15 protein-coding genes are annotated in these 16903 nt (G+C 64.4%); 11 read left to right on the forward strand and 4 right to left on the reverse strand.

Annotation, left to right across the window (positions count from 1 at the left end):
• Positions 1 to 100: 100 nt before the first annotated feature.
• Both AC19YT_RS01895 and AC19YT_RS01900 read left to right on the forward strand, forming a co-directional pair.
• Positions 101 to 994 carry a LysR family transcriptional regulator gene (locus tag AC19YT_RS01895; RefSeq protein ID WP_095108920.1) on the forward strand — a complete coding sequence of 298 codons (894 nt, stop codon included), beginning with the start codon at positions 101 to 103 and terminating at the stop codon, positions 992 to 994.
• 301 nt (positions 995 to 1295) lie between these two features.
• Entirely contained in the window at positions 1296 to 2066 is a 771-nt protein-coding gene (locus AC19YT_RS01900) for a ParA family protein (protein WP_095108921.1), read from the forward strand.
• A gap of 19 nt (positions 2067 to 2085) precedes the next feature.
• On the opposite strand, the gene trxC is transcribed toward AC19YT_RS01900, so the two are convergent.
• The 4 genes from trxC to AC19YT_RS01920 all read right to left on the reverse strand — a co-directional run bounded on the left by trxC (position 2086) and on the right by AC19YT_RS01920 (position 6090).
• A complete protein-coding gene (gene trxC / locus AC19YT_RS01905) occupies positions 2086 to 2523 on the reverse strand; it encodes a thioredoxin TrxC (protein WP_095108922.1) in 438 nt (145 codons plus the stop codon).
• 67 nt (positions 2524 to 2590) lie between these two features.
• Positions 2591 to 4375, reverse strand: coding sequence for an SLC13 family permease (locus AC19YT_RS01910; RefSeq protein ID WP_500609619.1), 1785 nt, complete (start codon positions 4373 to 4375; stop codon positions 2591 to 2593).
• A 147-nt stretch (positions 4376 to 4522) separates the two neighbouring features.
• Entirely contained in the window at positions 4523 to 5287 is a 765-nt protein-coding gene (locus AC19YT_RS01915) for a TOBE domain-containing protein (RefSeq protein ID WP_500609620.1), read from the reverse strand.
• A gap of 62 nt (positions 5288 to 5349) precedes the next feature.
• The gene (locus AC19YT_RS01920; RefSeq protein ID WP_500609621.1) at positions 5350 to 6090 is read right to left on the reverse strand and encodes a ComFC family protein; all 741 of its coding nucleotides are present in this window, start codon (positions 6088 to 6090) and stop codon (positions 5350 to 5352) included.
• A 90-nt stretch (positions 6091 to 6180) separates the two neighbouring features.
• On the opposite strand from AC19YT_RS01920, the gene bioB reads away from it, so the two are divergent.
• The 9 genes from bioB (at position 6181) to AC19YT_RS01965 (ending at position 16619) form a co-directional block, all read left to right on the forward strand.
• Complete coding sequence (bioB, locus tag AC19YT_RS01925) at positions 6181 to 7236, forward strand: biotin synthase BioB (protein ID WP_095108926.1); 1056 nt, start codon at positions 6181 to 6183, stop codon at positions 7234 to 7236.
• 79 nt (positions 7237 to 7315) lie between these two features.
• Entirely contained in the window at positions 7316 to 8494 is a 1179-nt protein-coding gene (bioF, locus tag AC19YT_RS01930; protein ID WP_095108927.1) for an 8-amino-7-oxononanoate synthase, read from the forward strand.
• On the forward strand, positions 8487 to 9218 hold the full coding sequence (locus AC19YT_RS01935) for an alpha/beta fold hydrolase (protein ID WP_500609622.1): 732 nt from the start codon (positions 8487 to 8489) through the stop codon (positions 9216 to 9218). Before bioF ends, AC19YT_RS01935 begins: the two co-directional genes overlap by 8 nt.
• Entirely contained in the window at positions 9211 to 10023 is an 813-nt protein-coding gene (gene bioC, locus AC19YT_RS01940; RefSeq protein ID WP_500597268.1) for a malonyl-ACP O-methyltransferase BioC, read from the forward strand. Before AC19YT_RS01935 ends, bioC begins: the two co-directional genes overlap by 8 nt.
• The gene (gene bioD, locus AC19YT_RS01945) at positions 10020 to 10700 is read left to right on the forward strand and encodes a dethiobiotin synthase (RefSeq protein ID WP_095108930.1); all 681 of its coding nucleotides are present in this window, start codon (positions 10020 to 10022) and stop codon (positions 10698 to 10700) included. The genes bioC and bioD overlap by 4 nt, the downstream gene beginning before the upstream one ends.
• A 118-nt stretch (positions 10701 to 10818) precedes the next feature.
• Positions 10819 to 11085, forward strand: coding sequence for a pyrroloquinoline quinone biosynthesis protein PqqE (locus AC19YT_RS01950; protein ID WP_095108931.1), 267 nt, complete (start codon positions 10819 to 10821; stop codon positions 11083 to 11085).
• 251 nt (positions 11086 to 11336) lie between these two features.
• Positions 11337 to 13142, forward strand: coding sequence for a phenylacyl-CoA dehydrogenase (locus tag AC19YT_RS01955; protein WP_095108932.1), 1806 nt, complete (start codon positions 11337 to 11339; stop codon positions 13140 to 13142).
• Between the two features lie 300 nt (positions 13143 to 13442).
• Positions 13443 to 14732, forward strand: a complete 1290-nt coding sequence (locus AC19YT_RS01960; RefSeq protein WP_095108933.1) for a GGDEF domain-containing protein — start codon at positions 13443 to 13445, stop codon at positions 14730 to 14732.
• Between the two features lie 90 nt (positions 14733 to 14822).
• Entirely contained in the window at positions 14823 to 16619 is a 1797-nt protein-coding gene (locus tag AC19YT_RS01965; RefSeq protein WP_500609623.1) for an acyl-CoA dehydrogenase C-terminal domain-containing protein, read from the forward strand.
• Positions 16620 to 16903: the final 284 nt, after the last annotated feature.

The following is a 16903-nucleotide window of genomic DNA, read 5'->3' on the forward strand; positions in this document are numbered from 1 at the left end:
CAAGCGGTCAGGCGATGGAAAAAGCATATAGGCGGCGAATGATTCAATCCAATATATTGTTCGACCTGTTTGATAGGTTTAACGACTCAATGGAGGCTTTATGGAATTGCGCCATTTGCGCTACTTCATCGCGGTGGCCGAAGAGCTGCATTTCGGCCGTGCAGCCCAAGTGCTGGGCATCTCCCAGCCGCCGCTGAGCCAGCAGATCCAGGCCCTGGAGCAGGAAGTGGGGGCGCGGTTGTTCGAGCGCACTAACCGCCGGGTGGAACTCAGCGAAGCGGGGCGGCTGTTTTTGGAGGAGGCGCGGCTGGTGCTGGCGCAAGTGGACAAGGCCGCTGACGTGGCCCGGCGCGCGCAACTGGGGGAGTTGGGCGAACTGAAGGTCGGGTTCACCTCCTCGGCGCCGTTCAATTCCACCATTCCCCAGGCCATTTTTGCCTTTCGCCAGCGCTTCCCGGCGGTGCACCTGCACCTGCGGGAGATGAGCAGTACCCAAGTGGCGCAAGCCCTGGTGGACGAAACCATCGATGTGGGGCTGATGCGGCCGTTGCCGTTGGCCGATTCCCTGGATGTTGTCGAGCTGATGCGCGAGCCCCTGGTGGCGGTGCTCAGCGCTACCCATCCGCTGGTGCAGGGCAGCGACGAGGGCCTGTTCCTCGCGGCGCTGGCCCAGGAGCCCTTTGTGTTTTTCCCGCGCAGCTACGGCAGCGGCCTGTACACCCAGTTGCTGAGCCTGGCCCGCGACGCCGGGTTCAGCCCCCATTTCGCCCAGGAAGCGGGCGAGGCGATGACCATCATCGGGCTGGTGGCGGCGGGGTTGGGGGTGTCGGTGCTGCCGGCGTCCTACCGGCGCATCCGCATCGACGGCGTGGTCTACCGCCCGCTGCTGGACCCCAAGGCGATATCGGCGGTGTGGCTGGTGCAACGCAAGAACCAGCGCTCGCCCATGGCCAAGGCATTCGTGGAGTTATTGACCCGTAAGGCTGAAAACTAAGGCGCCGCCCTGTGTGGGGCCTTGCCCGAGATGGCGGTCTGCCAACCACCATGTACATGGTCAGACCCACCCCTATCGCGGGCTAGGCCCGCCCCCACAGTTGAACGTGTTCATTTTTCCTCTGTGGGAGCGAGCCTGCTGGCGATGGCGGCACGCAGTGGCGGTGACGAATGGCAGGGGGGTCACAGTTGCTCCCACTGGGATATGAGGCGGCACAAAGGTCAGACAAATGCCAGCGAGGTAGCGAAGCAGCGACGCGGCCTACTACACTCGGGAATTCTTTAGTACACGGAGGTTTGTCATGCGGCGCGTGGTGTTCAATCAGAAAGGTGGCGTGGGCAAGTCCAGTATTGCCTGCAACCTGGCGGCGGTGAGCGCCAGTGAAGGCTATCGAACCCTGCTGGTGGATCTCGATGCCCAGGCCAACTCCACCCAATACCTCACCGGGCTGACCGGCGAGGACATTCCCATGGGCATCGCCGACTTTTTCAAGCAAACCCTGTCGTCCGGGCCGTTTGCCAAGAAAAACAAGGTGGATATCTACGAAACGCCGTTCGATAACCTCCATGTGATTACCGCCACGGCGGAACTGGCCGACTTGCAGCCCAAGCTGGAGGCCAAGCACAAGATCAACAAGCTGCGTAAGTTGCTCGATGAGCTGTCAGAAGATTACGACCGCATCTACCTGGACACCCCGCCAGCCCTGAACTTCTACGCGGTGTCGGCGTTGATTGCCGCTGATCGTGTGTTGATCCCCTTCGATTGCGACAGCTTCTCCCGCCAAGCCCTGTATGGCCTGCTGCGCGAGATCGAAGAACTCAAGGAAGACCACAACGAAGGCCTGGAAGTGGAAGGCATTGTGGTCAATCAGTTCCAGGCCCGGGCCAGCCTGCCCCAGCAGATGCTCGACGAACTGATCGCCGAGGGCCTGCCGGTGTTGCCGGTGTACCTGGGCAGTTCGGTGCGCATGCGCGAATCCCACCAGGCCAACCTGCCGCTGATCCACCTCGACCCGCGGCACAAACTCACACAGCAGTTCATCGAGTTGCACAACCTGCTGGAAAACGCCTGACGCCTCCCGGCGCCAATGCTTAGGCGATACCGTGCCCGCGCAGCCAGCCCAGGAGCTGCTGCAACGGCAACGCGCCGCTCTGGCGCGCCACTTCGCGGCCATTCTTGAAGAGAATCAGGCTGGGGATCGAACGAATCGCCAATTGCCCCGACAACTGCGGGTTGGCTTCGCTGTCGAGTTTGGCGAAGCGGCATTTGCCGCTCAGTTGCGCGGCGGCCTGGGCAAAGGTCGGTGCGAACGACTTGCACGGCCCGCACCAGTCGGCCCACACATCTACCAATAGCGGCAGGTCGCCCTTGATCTGGCTGGCGTAGTCGCCCTGGGTCAGGTCGAACGGTGTGCTCAGCAGCACGCCGGCCTTGCAGCGCCCGCACTTGGGCGCGTCCCCCAGGCGTTGGGCGGGGATGCGGTTGAGCCCGTTGCAGTGGGGGCAGGGGATCAGCAAAGGGTCGGTCATGGCGCGGCTCCAGGGCAGTGGCGGTAGACAGCTATTTGGAGCCAAAGCCTGCGCTAATCAAGGGGGGCTATTGCAGCGGCCAGAACCACGGGATCACCAGCATCGCCACCAGCATCATCAGGATGTTGAGCGGGATGCCGATGCGCAGGAAGTCGCTGAACTTATAGCCGCCGGCGTTATATACAAAGGTATTGGTCTGGTAGCCGATGGGCGTGGCGAAGCTGACGCTGGCGGCGAACATCACGGCCACCACGAACGGCCGTGGGTCGACGCCCAGTTGTTGCGCCACGCCGATGGCTATGGGGGTCAGCAGCACCGCCACCGCGTTGTTGGAGAGGATTTCGGTGAGGGTGGTGGTCAGCAGGTAGATGAAACCGAGCATCAGCAGCGGCCCCGGGTTAGGGATCGCAGCCATGGTGGAGCTGACTACCAGGTCGATCAGGCCGACCTTGTCCATGGCGATGCTGATGGCCAGCATGCCGAAAATCAGGCTGAGGATTTTCCAGTCCACCGCTTTGTAGGCGTCTTCCACGTCCAGGCACCGGGTGGCGATCACGACCACGGCCGCGATCAGCGCCAGGCCTTCGATCGGCATGAGCTCGAACGCGGCCAGCAACATCACCGCCAGGGTGGCGATGATGGCGATGGGCGCCTTGTCGCGGCGATAAGCGCGCTCCTGCACGGTATTGAGGCTAATCAGGTCGCCATTGTCGGCGAAACGGCGGATTTGCGAGGGCGTGCCCTCCACCAGCATGACGTCGCCGAATTGCAGGTGCAGGTCGTCGAGGTTGCCTTGGATGTTTTCGTCCTGGCGGTGCACGGCCAGCACGTTAATGCCGTAGCGCGCGGTCAGGTCGAGGTCGCGCATGGGCCGGTGGCTGTAGCGCGAACTGCGCCCCACGATGGCTTCGGCGAGGATCACGTCGTGGCTGCTGATGGTCTCGAAGGCTTCGCCACGGTTGAAGCTCAGGCGCCCGCTTTCGCGCAACTCGACCACATCCTGGACTTGCCCGTGCAGCACGAGGCGGTCGCCGCTGGCCAGTTGGGTGGTGGAGCAGGGCGTGCTCAGTTCCTGCTCTTCGCGAAAGATTTTCAGCACTTGCAGGCCGCTGCCGCCGTTGAGGTTGGCCTCGGCCAGGGTCTTGCCGATCACCGGTGAGTCGTGGGGCACCAGCAACTCGCTCATGAAGGTGCGGGCCAGGTCCGGGCGCAATTGCTTGGACAGGCTGTCGCGGTCGGGCAGCAGGCGATTGCTGAACAGCATCAAGTAGACAAAGCCCACGGCGGCGAACATTAGCGCCGCCGGGGTGATCTCGAACATGCCGAACGGCGCCAGCCCGGCCTTGCGCGCCACGCCGTCGACGAGAATGTTGGTCGAGGTGCCGATCATGGTCAGCATGCCGCCCAGCACCGTGGCATAGGACAGCGGGATCAGCAGTTTCGACGGCGAGGTGCTCGAGCGCTTGGCCAGGGCAATGGCCACCGGGGTGAGGATCGCCACCACCGGGGTGTTGTTGAGGAACGCGGAAATCACCAATGCGGTAATCATCAACCCGCCCAGCACCCGCAGTGGCCGGTCGCCCACCAGGTTGCCCAGCCAGTTGCCTAGGGCGTCGATGCAACCGGTGCGCTCCAGCGCCGCCGAGAGCACGAACATGCAGGCGATGGTCACCGGCGCCGAGTTGCTCAGCACGCCGAGCACTTCGCCGGGGCTGAGGATCTGGGTCACCAGCAGGGCCGCGACACCAATGGCGGCGACCACATCGGCGCTCCATTTTTCGCGCACGAAGGACACCAGCAGCCAAAGCAACAGGGCGGCGACAAACAACAGGGGTAGCGAGTCCCAGGACATCGGGCTTCCTTTGGCGGACGAATCTCGTATGAGGTATCGGGCGCGCTCGGGGCGGCCGCGGGCGACACCTTAGAGAGCCGCGCTTAGAGAGTCTAAGACTGATTGGATTGGTTGATATGCAATTTGGTTATTGAGTGCCGCCAAGGTTTACAGCGGCGTGCCCAGCAACACAAGGGAAGGGGCGAATTGCACTTGCACCGGTTTGCCCGCCATCAGGGCCAGCTCGCGCAATTGCTCGGCTTCGGCCAGGGCACAGAGGGTTTGGCCGTTGGGCAGGGCGATGCGCACTTCGCTGGGGCCGCCCTCGGCGTCGAGGATCTCATCGATCAGGCCCAGCAGGCAGTTGTGCCCAGCGATGGGGGCCTGGTCGGCGCCCAGCAATTGCAGCCACCCGGCCTTGATGAGGGCCACCACCTGGGTGCCAACGTGCAGTTCCAGGCGTTGGGTGCTGTCGCGGGTGATCTGCGCCTGGATGGTCAAGCCGGCAGCCAGTTCCAGGCTAATCAGGTCGTTGCGGCCCTGGCTGTCGATGCGCTGGACCTTGCCATGCAACTGGTTGCGCGCGCTGGTGCGCAGCATCAGGCGCCCGAGCAGGTCGAGGTCGCTGGCGTCCTCGGCCGCTTCCAGCACCTGAGCCTGCAAGGCCTGCAAACGCTGATACAGGCGCAGCACCCGCAGCCCTTCTTCGGACAACCGCGCACCGCCGCCGCCCTTGCCGCCGACGCTGCGTTCCACCAGGGGCTTGTGGGCCAGGTTGTTGAGTTCGTCGATGGCGTCCCAAGCCGCCTTGTAGCTCAGGCCGGCGCTTTTCGCGGCGCGGGTGATCGAGCCCTGGTCGGCGATGTGCTGCAACAGGGCAATGCGCTGCGGGCGGCGGACGAAATGTTGGGACAGCGGTGACGGTACGGGCATGGCGGCGTGCTACTAACGGCTGGAGTGAGGGGACGTTGGCCGCTTGGCGCTTGAGAGTCAAGTCAGCGCGGGCCTTCGGGCTTGGGCGTGCGGGCCAGGCAATACACATCGACCCGCGCCGCGCCGCCCGCCCGCAGCAGGCGCGCCAGGTTGTGGGCGGTGGCGCCGGTGGTCAACACGTCGTCCACTAGGGCCAAGTGGCGGCCGTGCACCTGGGCCTCGGGCGCCAGGGCAAAGGCGCGGCGCAGGTTACGTTGCCGGGCCTTGGCCGACAGCCCTTGCTGGGTGGGCGTCTCCAGCGGGCGCAGGAGCCAGTGCGGCTGCTCGGGGATGTGCAGGCGTTCGCTCAACCATCGCGCCAGCAGGGCTGACTGGTTGAAGCCGCGCTCGCGCAGGCGCTGGGCGGCCAGCGGCACGGGTAGCAGCAGGTCGGGGCGGGGCAGGCCTTCATCGAAGCGATAGCGCAGGAGTTGGCTGAGAAGTTCGGCCATCATGCGGCCATATGGCCAGTTTGCCTGGTGCTTGAAACGGCTCACCAGGCTGTCCACCGGGAAGCCGTAGGCCCAAGGCGCAACGACTTGTTGGAATGCGGGAGGTCGCTTCAGGCATTGGCCGCAGGTCAGGCCCGCCATGGCTAATGGCAGGGCGCAGCGCAGGCAGTGATCGCCCAACCACGGCAGTTCGCTCTCGCACGGCGTGCAAATGGCTTGAGGCGTACCGGTGGATTCATCGCAAAGCAAACAGGATTGGTTGCTTTTTAACCAGATGTAAACCTGGTGTTTGCCGCGTGGTTGACAGTGCATGGCTCTTCCTTAACTATGCCGAACATCCGTGTCACGACTGTGGGTATCGCCGCCCGGTCGTCTGCCCAGCATAAACAAGGAAATCCGCCGATGAGCGCCAGCATCACCGCCAAACTGCGTCACGATTGGTCTTTGGCCGAAGTCAAGGCGCTGTTCGTTCAGCCCTTCAACGACCTCTTGTTCCAGGCGCAAACGGTGCATCGCGCGCATTTCGACGCCAACCGCGTGCAGGTTTCCACCCTGCTGTCGATCAAAACCGGCGCCTGCCCGGAAGACTGCAAGTACTGCCCACAGTCCGGCCACTACAACACCGGGCTGGAAAAAGAAAAGCTGATGCAAGTGCAGCAGGTCCTCGAAGAAGCGGCCCGGGCCAAGGCCATCGGCTCGACGCGTTTTTGCATGGGCGCGGCGTGGAAGCACCCGTCCGCCAAGGACATGCCCTACGTGCTGCAAATGGTCCAGGGCGTCAAGGCCATGGGCCTGGAAACCTGCATGACCCTGGGCCGCCTCGACCAGGAACAGACCGAGGCGCTGGCCCAGGCCGGGCTGGATTACTACAACCACAACCTCGACACCTCGCCGGATTTCTACGCCAACATCATCACCACTCGCACCTACAGCGAGCGCCTGCAAACCCTGGCCTACGTGCGTGATTCGGGCATGAAAATCTGCTCCGGCGGCATCCTGGGCATGGGCGAGTCGCTGGACGACCGCGCCAACCTGCTGATCCAACTGGCCAACCTGCCACAGCACCCGGAATCGGTGCCGATCAACATGCTGGTCAAGGTTGCAGGCACGCCCCTGGAAAACGCCGAGGATGTCGACCCGTTCGACTTCATCCGCATGCTGGCCGTGGCGCGCATCCTCATGCCCCAATCCCACGTGCGCCTGTCGGCCGGGCGCGAGGCGATGAACGATCAGATGCAGGCCCTGGCGTTTTTTGCGGGCGCCAACTCGATTTTCTACGGCGACAAACTGCTCACCACCGCCAACCCCCAGGCCGACAAGGACATGCAACTGTTCGCGCGCCTGGGCATCGCCCCCGAAGCCCGCGAAGAGCACGCCGACGAAGTGCACCAAGCTGCCATCGAACAAGCGCTGGTGGAGCAAAAGAGCAGTGAGCTGTTCTACAACGCGGCGCTCTGACCGGCCCGAAACAACGGTGGGCGCGAACCGGCGCCCACCGCTTGATTGCTTCCTGCTTTGATCCCCTTTCGAGGCCCCCATGCCCTTCGATCTTCCCGCACGCCTGGCCGCTCGGCGCGCCGCTAACCTCTACCGCCAGCGTCCGCTGCTGGACAGCCCGCAAGGGCCACAGGTGGTGGTCGATGGCCAGCCCTTACTGGCGTTCTGCAATAACGACTACCTGGGCCTGGCCAATCACCCGCAAGTGATCCAAGCCTGGCGCGCCGGGGCCGAGCGCTGGGGCGTGGGCGGCGCAGCGTCGCATCTGGTGGTCGGCCATGCGGGCCCGCACCACGCGCTGGAAGAAGCCCTGGCCGAATTCACCGGGCGGGCGCGGGCGCTGCTGTTCACCACCGGCTACATGGCCAACCTCGGGGCGGTGACTGCGCTAGTGGGGCAGGGCGACACGGTGCTGGAAGACCGCCTCAACCACGCCTCCCTACTGGATGCCGGGTTGCTGTCCGGGGCGCGTTTCAACCGCTATCTGCACAACGACGCGGCCAGCCTGGCCAAGCGCCTGGAGCGCGCCACGGGCAATACCCTGGTGGTCACCGATGGCGTATTCAGCATGGACGGCAATTTGGCCGACCTGCCGGCCCTGGCCCGCGAAGCCCGGGCCAAGGGCGCGTGGCTGATGGTGGACGACGCCCATGGCTTCGGCCCGTTGGGCGCCACGGGCGGCGGTATCGTCGAGCATTTTGGCCTGGGCGCGGAAGAGGTGCCGGTGCTGGTCGGCACCCTGGGCAAGGCGTTCGGCACCGCCGGGGCGTTCGTTGCCGGCAGCGATGACCTGATCGAAAGCCTGATCCAGTTTGCCCGGCCTTACATCTATACCACCAGCCAACCGCCGGCCTTGGCCTGTGCCACCCTCAAGAGCCTGGAGCTGCTGCGCAGCGAACATTGGCGGCGCGAGCACTTGAACGGCCTGATCCGCCAGTTCCGCCGGGGCGCCGAGCAGATCGGCCTGCAACTGATGGACAGCTTCACGCCGATCCAGCCGATCCTGGTGGGCGACAGCGCCCGTGCCGTGCGCCTGTCTCAGCGCTTGCGCGAGCGAGGCCTGATGGTCACCGCGATCCGCCCGCCCACCGTGCCGGCCGGCAGCGCCCGGTTGCGCGTGACCCTGACCGCCGCCCACAGCGAGGCGCAGGTACAGCTACTGTTAAATGCACTGGCCGACTGCTTTGCCGAACCTGGACCGGAGCCTACTGATGCGTGATCGACTGATTCTGCTGCCGGGCTGGGGCCTGGGCGTCTCGCCGCTGGAACCCTTGGCGGCGGCGCTGCGGGGCCTGGACGAACACCTGCGGGTGGAGATCGAGCCGCTGCCGGCGCTGTTGTCCGGCGACCCCGAGGAGTGGCTCGACGAACTTGACGCCAGCCTGCCCGATGATGCCTGGCTCGGCGGCTGGTCCCTGGGCGGCATGCTTGCCTCGGCCCTGGCGGCGCGCCGTGGCGAGCGCTGCTGCGGCTTGCTGACCCTGGCCAGCAACCCGAGTTTTGTCGCCCACGAGCACTGGCCCAGCGCCATGCCGGGCGAAACCTTCGACGCCTTCCTCAGCGGTTGCGCCAGCGACCCGCGCCAGACCCTCAAACGCTTCAGCCTGCTGTGCGCGCAAGGCGCCGAAGACGCCCGAGGCCTGGCGCGGCTGATGCTGGCGGCCGCGCCGGCCACCGCGCCGGACGTGTTGTTGGCAGGCCTGGAGTTGTTGGCGCAACTGGATACCCGCCAAGCCCTGCAAGCCTATCGCGGCCCGCAGTTGCACCTGTTCGCCGGCCTCGACGCGTTGGTGCCCGCCGAAGCCGCCGGTGACCTGCTGGCGTTGCTGCCGGATATAGAGGTGGGTCTGATCGAACAGGCCAGCCACAGTTTTTTGCTGGAAGACCCCCATGGAGTGGCGGGTGCGATCCAAGCGTTTTTGCATGAGTGTGCCGATGACTGATTTAGCCTTGCCGCGCCTGAGCGCCGTGTTGCCCGACAAACGTCAGGTGGCGGCCTCGTTTTCCCGGGCGGCGGCCACTTACGACAGCGTCGCCCAGTTGCAACGCGGGGTGGGCGACGCCTTACTGCAACGCCTGCCCCAGGGCTTGCGCCCGGGGCGCTGGCTCGACTTGGGCTGCGGCACCGGCCATTTCAGCCGCGCCCTGGCCCGGCGTTTTACCGGCAGCGAAGGGGTGGCACTGGATATCGCCGAAGGCATGCTCAACCACGCGCGGCCTTTGGGCGGCGCGGCGCATTTTGTCGCCGGGGATGCTGAGCGCTTGCCGTTGCAGGCCGGGAGCTGCGACCTGGTGTTCTCTAGCCTGGCGGTGCAATGGTGCGCCGACTTCGCCACGGTGCTCAGCGAAGCGCGGCGGGTACTGAAGCCGGGCGGCGTGCTGGCCTTCGCCAGCCTGTGTAGCGGCACCTTGGCCGAGTTGCGTGACAGTTGGGCGGCGGTAGACGGCCAGGTGCACGTCAACCGCTTCCGCGAACGGGGCGACTACCAACGCCTGTGCGCGGCCAGTGGCTTGCGGGTCGTCAGCCTGCAGGTGCGGGCGCAGGTGCTGCATTACCCCCACGTGCGCAGCCTGACCCACGAACTCAAGGCCCTCGGTGCCCACAACCTCAACCCGGGGCGCCCGGGCGGGCTGACCGGGCGGGCGCGCCTGCTCGGCTTGATCCAGGCCTATGAGCAGTTCCGCCAGCCCCAGGGCTTGCCCGCGACTTACCAAGTGGTCTACGCCGTGCTGGAGAACCCCTTATGAGCGCCGCTTACTTCATCACCGGCACCGACACCGATGTCGGCAAGACCACCATCGCCGCCGGCCTGCTGTACGCCGCGCGGTCGGCGGGGCTGAGCACCGCGGCGGGCAAACCGGTGGCCTCCGGGTGCGAGGTGACGGCCAAGGGCCTGCGCAACGCCGATGCCCTGGCGCTGCTGGCCGAATGCACGCTGGCGCTTGCCTACGAGCAGGTGAACCCGGTGGCGTTTGCGCCGGCCATCGCCCCGCACCTGGCGGCGCGCGAAGCCGGCGTGGCGTTGACGGTGCAATCGCTGCTGGGGCCGATGCGCGACATCCTCGCCCTGCAGGCCGATTTCACCCTGATCGAAGGCGCCGGTGGTTGGCGCGTGCCGTTGGCGGGCCAGGACAACCTGTCGGACCTGGCCATGGCCCTAGGCTTGCCGGTGATTTTGGTGGTGGGCGTGCGCCTGGGCTGCATCAGCCATGCCCTGCTCAGCGCCGAAGCCATCGCCCGCGATGGCCTGCAACTGGCCGGTTGGGTGGCCAACATCATCGACCCCAATACCTCGCGGCTGGAAGAAAACCTCGCCACCCTGGCCGAACGCCTACCGGCGCCGTGCCTTGGGCGGGTGCCGACCCTCAAGGTGGCCAGTGCCCAAGCCGTGGCCGAACACCTGCAACTGGACCTGCTGGATTAGCCACGGGGAAGATTTTGCCTATGGTGGCGCCCCGTGCCATTAGTGTTATTGACGGGCCTTTTGCCGGTGACTCTGCTTCAATGATGGCTGTTTGCCCTTTTAAGGATTGAGTGCTCCCATGAATATCTCCGGGAATACCGCGTTTTATTCCGGCGTCAGCGCCATCCAGACCGGCTTGAACCGCGTCGATCAGGCGGCCGGCCAGATCGCCGGCCAAAGCGTCGACCGCACGCCTGCTGGCTTTCAGGTCGATCGCGCGCAGCAATCAGACATGGCCAGCGACCTGGTGGACATGGCCCAAGGCAAGATCCAGGCAGAACTGGGCGTAAAAGTCGCCAAGGCCTCCGACGAAGTGCTCGGCACCCTGATCGATACTTACGCTTAAGCCCTTCCCCCGACCCTGACGCGGCGTTGCCCGTGTCAGGCGTTTAGCTTCGCCTTTATCCCTCTGAAATATTTTGCGGCATTCGCTGCAGGCAACTGTGTGCCCGTGTGTGCGGCGAGCCTAGACGAATGGCGCATCCACGATGCTTGACAAGGTTTGGTCGTAAACGTATGTTTCAAACAACTGTTTGACCGTTACAACAAATCCATACGGTCGTTCATCCCCGGTTACATAAGCAGAGGTTTATCGCTATGCCTGACTACAAGGCCCCCTTGCGTGATATTCGCTTCGTTCGTGACGAACTGCTCGGCTACGAAGCGCATTATCAGAGCCTTCCGGCTTGCCAGGACGCTACCCCCGACATGGTTAACGCCATCCTCGAGGAAGGCGCCAAGTTTTGTGAACAGGTGCTGGCACCGCTGAACCGCGTGGGCGACCTGGAAGGTTGCACCTGGAGCGAGTCGGGCGTGAAGACGCCGACCGGCTTCAAGGAAGCCTACAAGCAATTCGTCGAAGGCGGCTGGCCGAGCCTGGCCCATGACGTCGAGCACGGTGGCCAGGGTCTGCCTGAGTCCCTGGGCCTGGCGGTCAGCGAAATGGTCGGCGAGTCGAACTGGTCGTGGGGCATGTACCCAGGCCTGTCCCACGGCGCGATGAACACCATCTCCGAGCACGGTACGCCTGAGCAGCAAGAGGCCTACCTGACCAAGCTGGTTTCCGGCGAATGGACCGGCACCATGTGCTTGACCGAACCGCACTGCGGCACCGACCTGGGCATGCTGCGCACCAAGGCCGAACCTCAGGCCGACGGCTCCTACAAAGTCACCGGCACCAAGATCTTCATCTCGGCCGGCGAACACGACATGGCCGACAACATCGTCCACATCGTCCTGGCTCGCCTGCCCGATGCACCGGCCGGCACCAAAGGCATTTCCCTGTTCATCGTTCCCAAGTTCATGCCTAACGCCGATGGCAGCATCGGTGCGCGCAACGCAGTCACCTGCGGTTCCCTGGAACACAAGATGGGCATCCACGGCAACGCCACCTGCGTGATGAACTTCGACGCGGCCACCGGTTTCCTCATCGGCCCGGCGAACAAAGGCCTGAACTGCATGTTCACCTTCATGAACACCGCACGCCTGGGCACCGCGCTGCAAGGCCTGGCCCACGCCGAAATCGGCTTCCAGGGCGGCCTGAAATACGCCCGCGATCGCCTGCAAATGCGCTCCCTGACCGGCCCTAAAGCGCCGGACAAAGCCGCTGACCCGATCATCGTGCACCCCGATGTGCGCCGCATGCTGTTGACCATGAAGGCATTCGCCGAAGGCAACCGCGCGATGGTGTACTTCACCGCCAAGCAAGTGGACATCGTCAAATACGGCGTCGACGAAGAAGAGAAGAAGAAAGCCGACGCACTGCTGGCTTTCATGACTCCGATCGCCAAGGCCTTCATGACCGAAGTCGGTTTTGAGTCCGCCAACCACGGCGTGCAGATCTATGGCGGCCACGGCTTTATCGCCGAATGGGGCATGGAGCAGAACGTTCGCGACAGCCGCATTTCCATGCTGTACGAAGGCACCACCGGCATCCAGGCACTCGACCTGCTGGGCCGCAAAGTGCTGATGACCCAGGGCGAAGCGCTCAAAGGCTTCACCAAGATCGTGCACAAGTTCTGCCAGACCAACGAAGGCAACGAAGCCGTCCAGGAATTCGTCACGCCGCTGGCTGCACTGAACAAAGAGTGGGGCGAGTTGACCATGAAGGTCGGCATGGCCGCGATGAAAGACCGCGAAGAAGTCGGTGCCGCCTCGGTGGATTACCTGATGTACTCCGGTTACGCCTGCCTGGCCTACTTCTGGGCCGACATGGCACGCCTGGCGGCGGAAAAACTGGCGGCCGGCACCAGCGAAGAGGCGTTCTACACCGCCAAGCTGCAAACCGCGCGCTTCTACTTCCAGCGCATCCTGCCGCGTACCCGTACCCACGTGGCCACCATGCTGTCGGGCGCCAACAACCTGATGGACATGAAAGAAGAGGACTTCGCACTGGGCTACTAAGCCCCGGCGAATTCACCTCTAGCGCCGCCGCCCCCTCGGGAGCGGCGGCCTGCACCCCGCGAGAGCCTGGCTTTCGCGGGGTGTTTTTTTTGCGGCGCGGTCAGGCTCGGGCAGCGGCTCGCCACCGCGTTTTTTGGCGCCCGCCATGTGCCCCAAAAAAACTTGACCTAAACACTCAGGGATTCGCCACGGCGGCCGTTAACGTGATGGCAATGTGCTGTGTGTCACATTGCCTGTGCTTAACTGCCAAAGAAGCAGGCACAATGCCATCTATCTAACCGACGAGTCGGAGCTTTACCCTTGCCGCGTTCTTCCGCTGTACGTTTGAGTCATTTCGTCCCTTCTTTAGTACTGCTGCTGACCGGGCTTGCGGCCGCCTACGTCAAGGAACTCAACGTCTTCTTCACCTCGCTGTTCAACGTGTTGCCGACCCTGGTGCTGTTGCTCGGCGGTGCGTACTGCGCGGTTTACCGACGCCAGCGCGAACTGTTTCTGATGGTCACGGTGTACATCGCCTACTTCCTGCTGGACACCCAGACCGACTACTTCCGCGATAACGGCGTGGTACGTGCGGATGCGGCGGTGGTGTTCCACCTGTGTTGCCTGTTGCTGCCGCTGTTGTATGGCCTGTTCGCCGCATGGCAGGAGCGCACGCACCTGTTCCAGGACATGGTGGCGCGGTTCGCGGTGTTGCTGGTGTTCGGCAGCGTGGCCCTGAGCCTGGAGCAGAGTTACCCCGAGGCGTTGCTCAATTGGCTGGCGGAGATCCGTTGGCCGGCGCTGCACGGCGCGTGGATGAGCCTGATCCAGTTGTCGTACCCGGTGTTCCTCGCCGCATTCGTGTTGCTAGGCGTGCAGTATTGGCGCCATCCGCGGCCGTTGCACGCGGCGCAATTGGTGGGCCTGTTGGGGTTGTTTTGGATGCTGCCCAAAACCTTCATCCTGCCGTTCACCCTGAACATCCTGTGCAGCCAGGTGATGTTGATGATCGCCGCCGCTGTGGCCCACGAGGCCTACCAAATGGCCTTTCGCGATGAGCTGACCGGCCTGCCGGGGCGGCGCGCCCTCAACGAGCGTTTGCAGCGCTTGGGCCGCAACTACGTGCTGGCGATGAGCGACGTCGACCACTTCAAGAAATTCAACGACACCCACGGCCACGACGTTGGCGACCAGGTGCTGCGCCTGGTGGCCAGCAAACTGTCGAAGATCGGTGGCGGCGGGCGCGCGTACCGCTATGGCGGCGAAGAGTTCGCCCTGGTGTTCGCCGGCAAGACCCTGGAGGAATGCCTGCCGCACCTGGAGGTGATCCGCGAAGCCATCGCCACCTACAACATCCACCTGCGCAACCCCGACAGCCGCCCCCAGGACGACCAACAGGGCCGCCAGCGCCGCGCCGGTGCGGCGGCGACCACCGTGGCCGTGACGGTCAGCATCGGTGCCGCCGAGCGCCAGGAGCAACGCACCCCCGAAGAGGTGCTCAAATCCGCCGACCAGGCGCTGTACAGCGCCAAGGGCGCGGGCCGCAATTGCGTCATGGCGTTCGGCCAGGCGCGGCGCGGCGCGGTGCGCATGGACGAAGCTGCGGGTTGAGTGATGATTGCGCATTCAGCGCCCGCACGGTGATTGTCGGGGGCGGTAGGCGGCAGTAGGTTGGAGCGATCTGCCGCCGGAGAAACCACCATGCCCGAGTACAAAGCTCCCCTGCGCGACATGCGCTTTCTGATCGACCACGTGTTTGATTTCCACGCCAACTACGCCGCGTTGGGGGCCACGGACGCCAGCCCGGACATGGTCGATGCAATCCTCGAAGAGGGCGCCAAGTTCTGCGAAAACGTGCTGGCGCCGCTCAACCGCAGCGGCGACGAAGAGGGCTGCCACTTCGACAACGGCGTCGTCACCACGCCCCAGGGCTTCAAACAGGCGTTCGCCCAGTACGTCGAGGGCGGCTGGCATGGCCTGGCGGCGGACCCGGCCTACGGCGGCCAGGGCTTGCCCCATTCCTTGGGGCTGGTCATCAGCGAAATGGTCGGCTCCAGCAACACCTCCTGGGGCATGTACCCGGGCCTGACCCACGGCGCGATGTCGGCGATCCACGCCCACGGCACCGAGGCGCAAAAACAGCTGTACCTGAACAAACTCACCGCCGGCCAATGGACCGGCACCATGTGCCTGACCGAAGCCCATTGCGGCACCGACCTGGGCATCATCAAGACCCGCGCCGTGCCCCAGGCCGACGGCAGCTACGCGGTGTCCGGCAGCAAGATTTTCATCTCTGCCGGTGAGCACGACCTGAGCGACAACATCATCCACCTGGTGCTGGCCAAGCTGCCGGACGCGCCGGCCGGCACCAAGGGTATTTCCCTGTTCATCGTGCCCAAGTTCCTGCCCGATGCGGCGGGCGAGGCGGGGGCGCGCAATGGCGTGAGCTGCGGCTCGATCGAACACAAAATGGGCATCAAGGCTTCGGCCACCTGCGTGCTGAACTTCGACGAGGCCCAGGGCTTTCTGATCGGCGAGGCCAACAAGGGCCTCAACTGCATGTTCACCATGATGAATCACGCTCGCCTGGGCACCGGCATGCAGGGCTTGTGCCTGGGGGAAGCGAGCTTCCAGGGTGCGATCAAGTACGCCAACGAGCGCCTGCAAATGCGCGCGCTGACCGGCCCCAAGGCGCCAGATAAGAGCGCCGACCCGATCATCGTCCACCCCGACGTGCGGCGCATGCTGCTGACCATGAAAGCCTTCAACGAAGGCAACCGCGCCCTGACCTACTTCACCGCGCAACTGCTGGACGTGGCCCACCTGGGCGCGGACGAGGCACAACGCCAGGACGCCGAAGACCTGCTGGCGTTTCTCACGCCGATCTGCAAGGCGTTCATGACCGAAACCGGGCTGGAAGTGACCAACCACGGCATGCAGGTGTTTGGCGGCCACGGTTTCATCCGCGAATGGGGCATGGAGCAACTGGTGCGCGATTGCCGTATCGCGCCGATCTACGAAGGCACCAACGGCATCCAGGCCCTGGACTTGCTGGGGCGCAAGGTGCTGGGCAGCCAGGGCAAATTGCTGCGCGGCTTCACCAAAATCGTGCATAAGTTCTGCGAAGCCAACAGCGGCCACCCGCAGTTGGGTGCCTATGTCGCTCAGCTCAATGGCCTGAACCAGCAGTGGGGCGAATTGACCACGAAGGTCGGCATGGCCGCGATGAAAAACCCTGACGAAGTGGGCGCCGCCGCCCTGGATTACCTGATGTACAGCGGCTACATCATCCTCGCCTACCTGTGGCTGCGCATGGCCCTGGTGGCCCAGGCGCAATTGAGCGAGGGCAGCGGTGACGGCGATTACTGCCAGGGCAAACTGGCAACGTGCGAGTTCTACTTCAAGCGCCTGCTGCCACGCACCGCCGCCCATCGCGCCGCCATCGAAGCGGGCAGCGATTGCCTGATGAAACTGCCGGCGGGGTTGTTTGCGCTGTAAGAGGAACGGTGTGAGCGGGCCGCGCGGCGCTCCGCTCGCCCGCGATAGCATTGGCTCAACCAGCACTGATGTTGGATATGCCGCCGCCATCGCGGGCGAGCCCGCTCCCACCGTTGAACTGTGGTGTGGGTGAGGTTTTCATTTTTTCTCTGTGGGAGCGAGCCTGCTCGCGATGGCGGCACGCAGTGGCGGTGATGAGTGGTAGGGGTAACACAGTTGCTCCCACAGCGCGGTTCCCCTTCTTTTTGGTGACCAAAAATAACAAATAAGTCACGAGGCGACCC

It is taken from the genome of Pseudomonas sp. MF08875 (assembly GCF_059862525.1).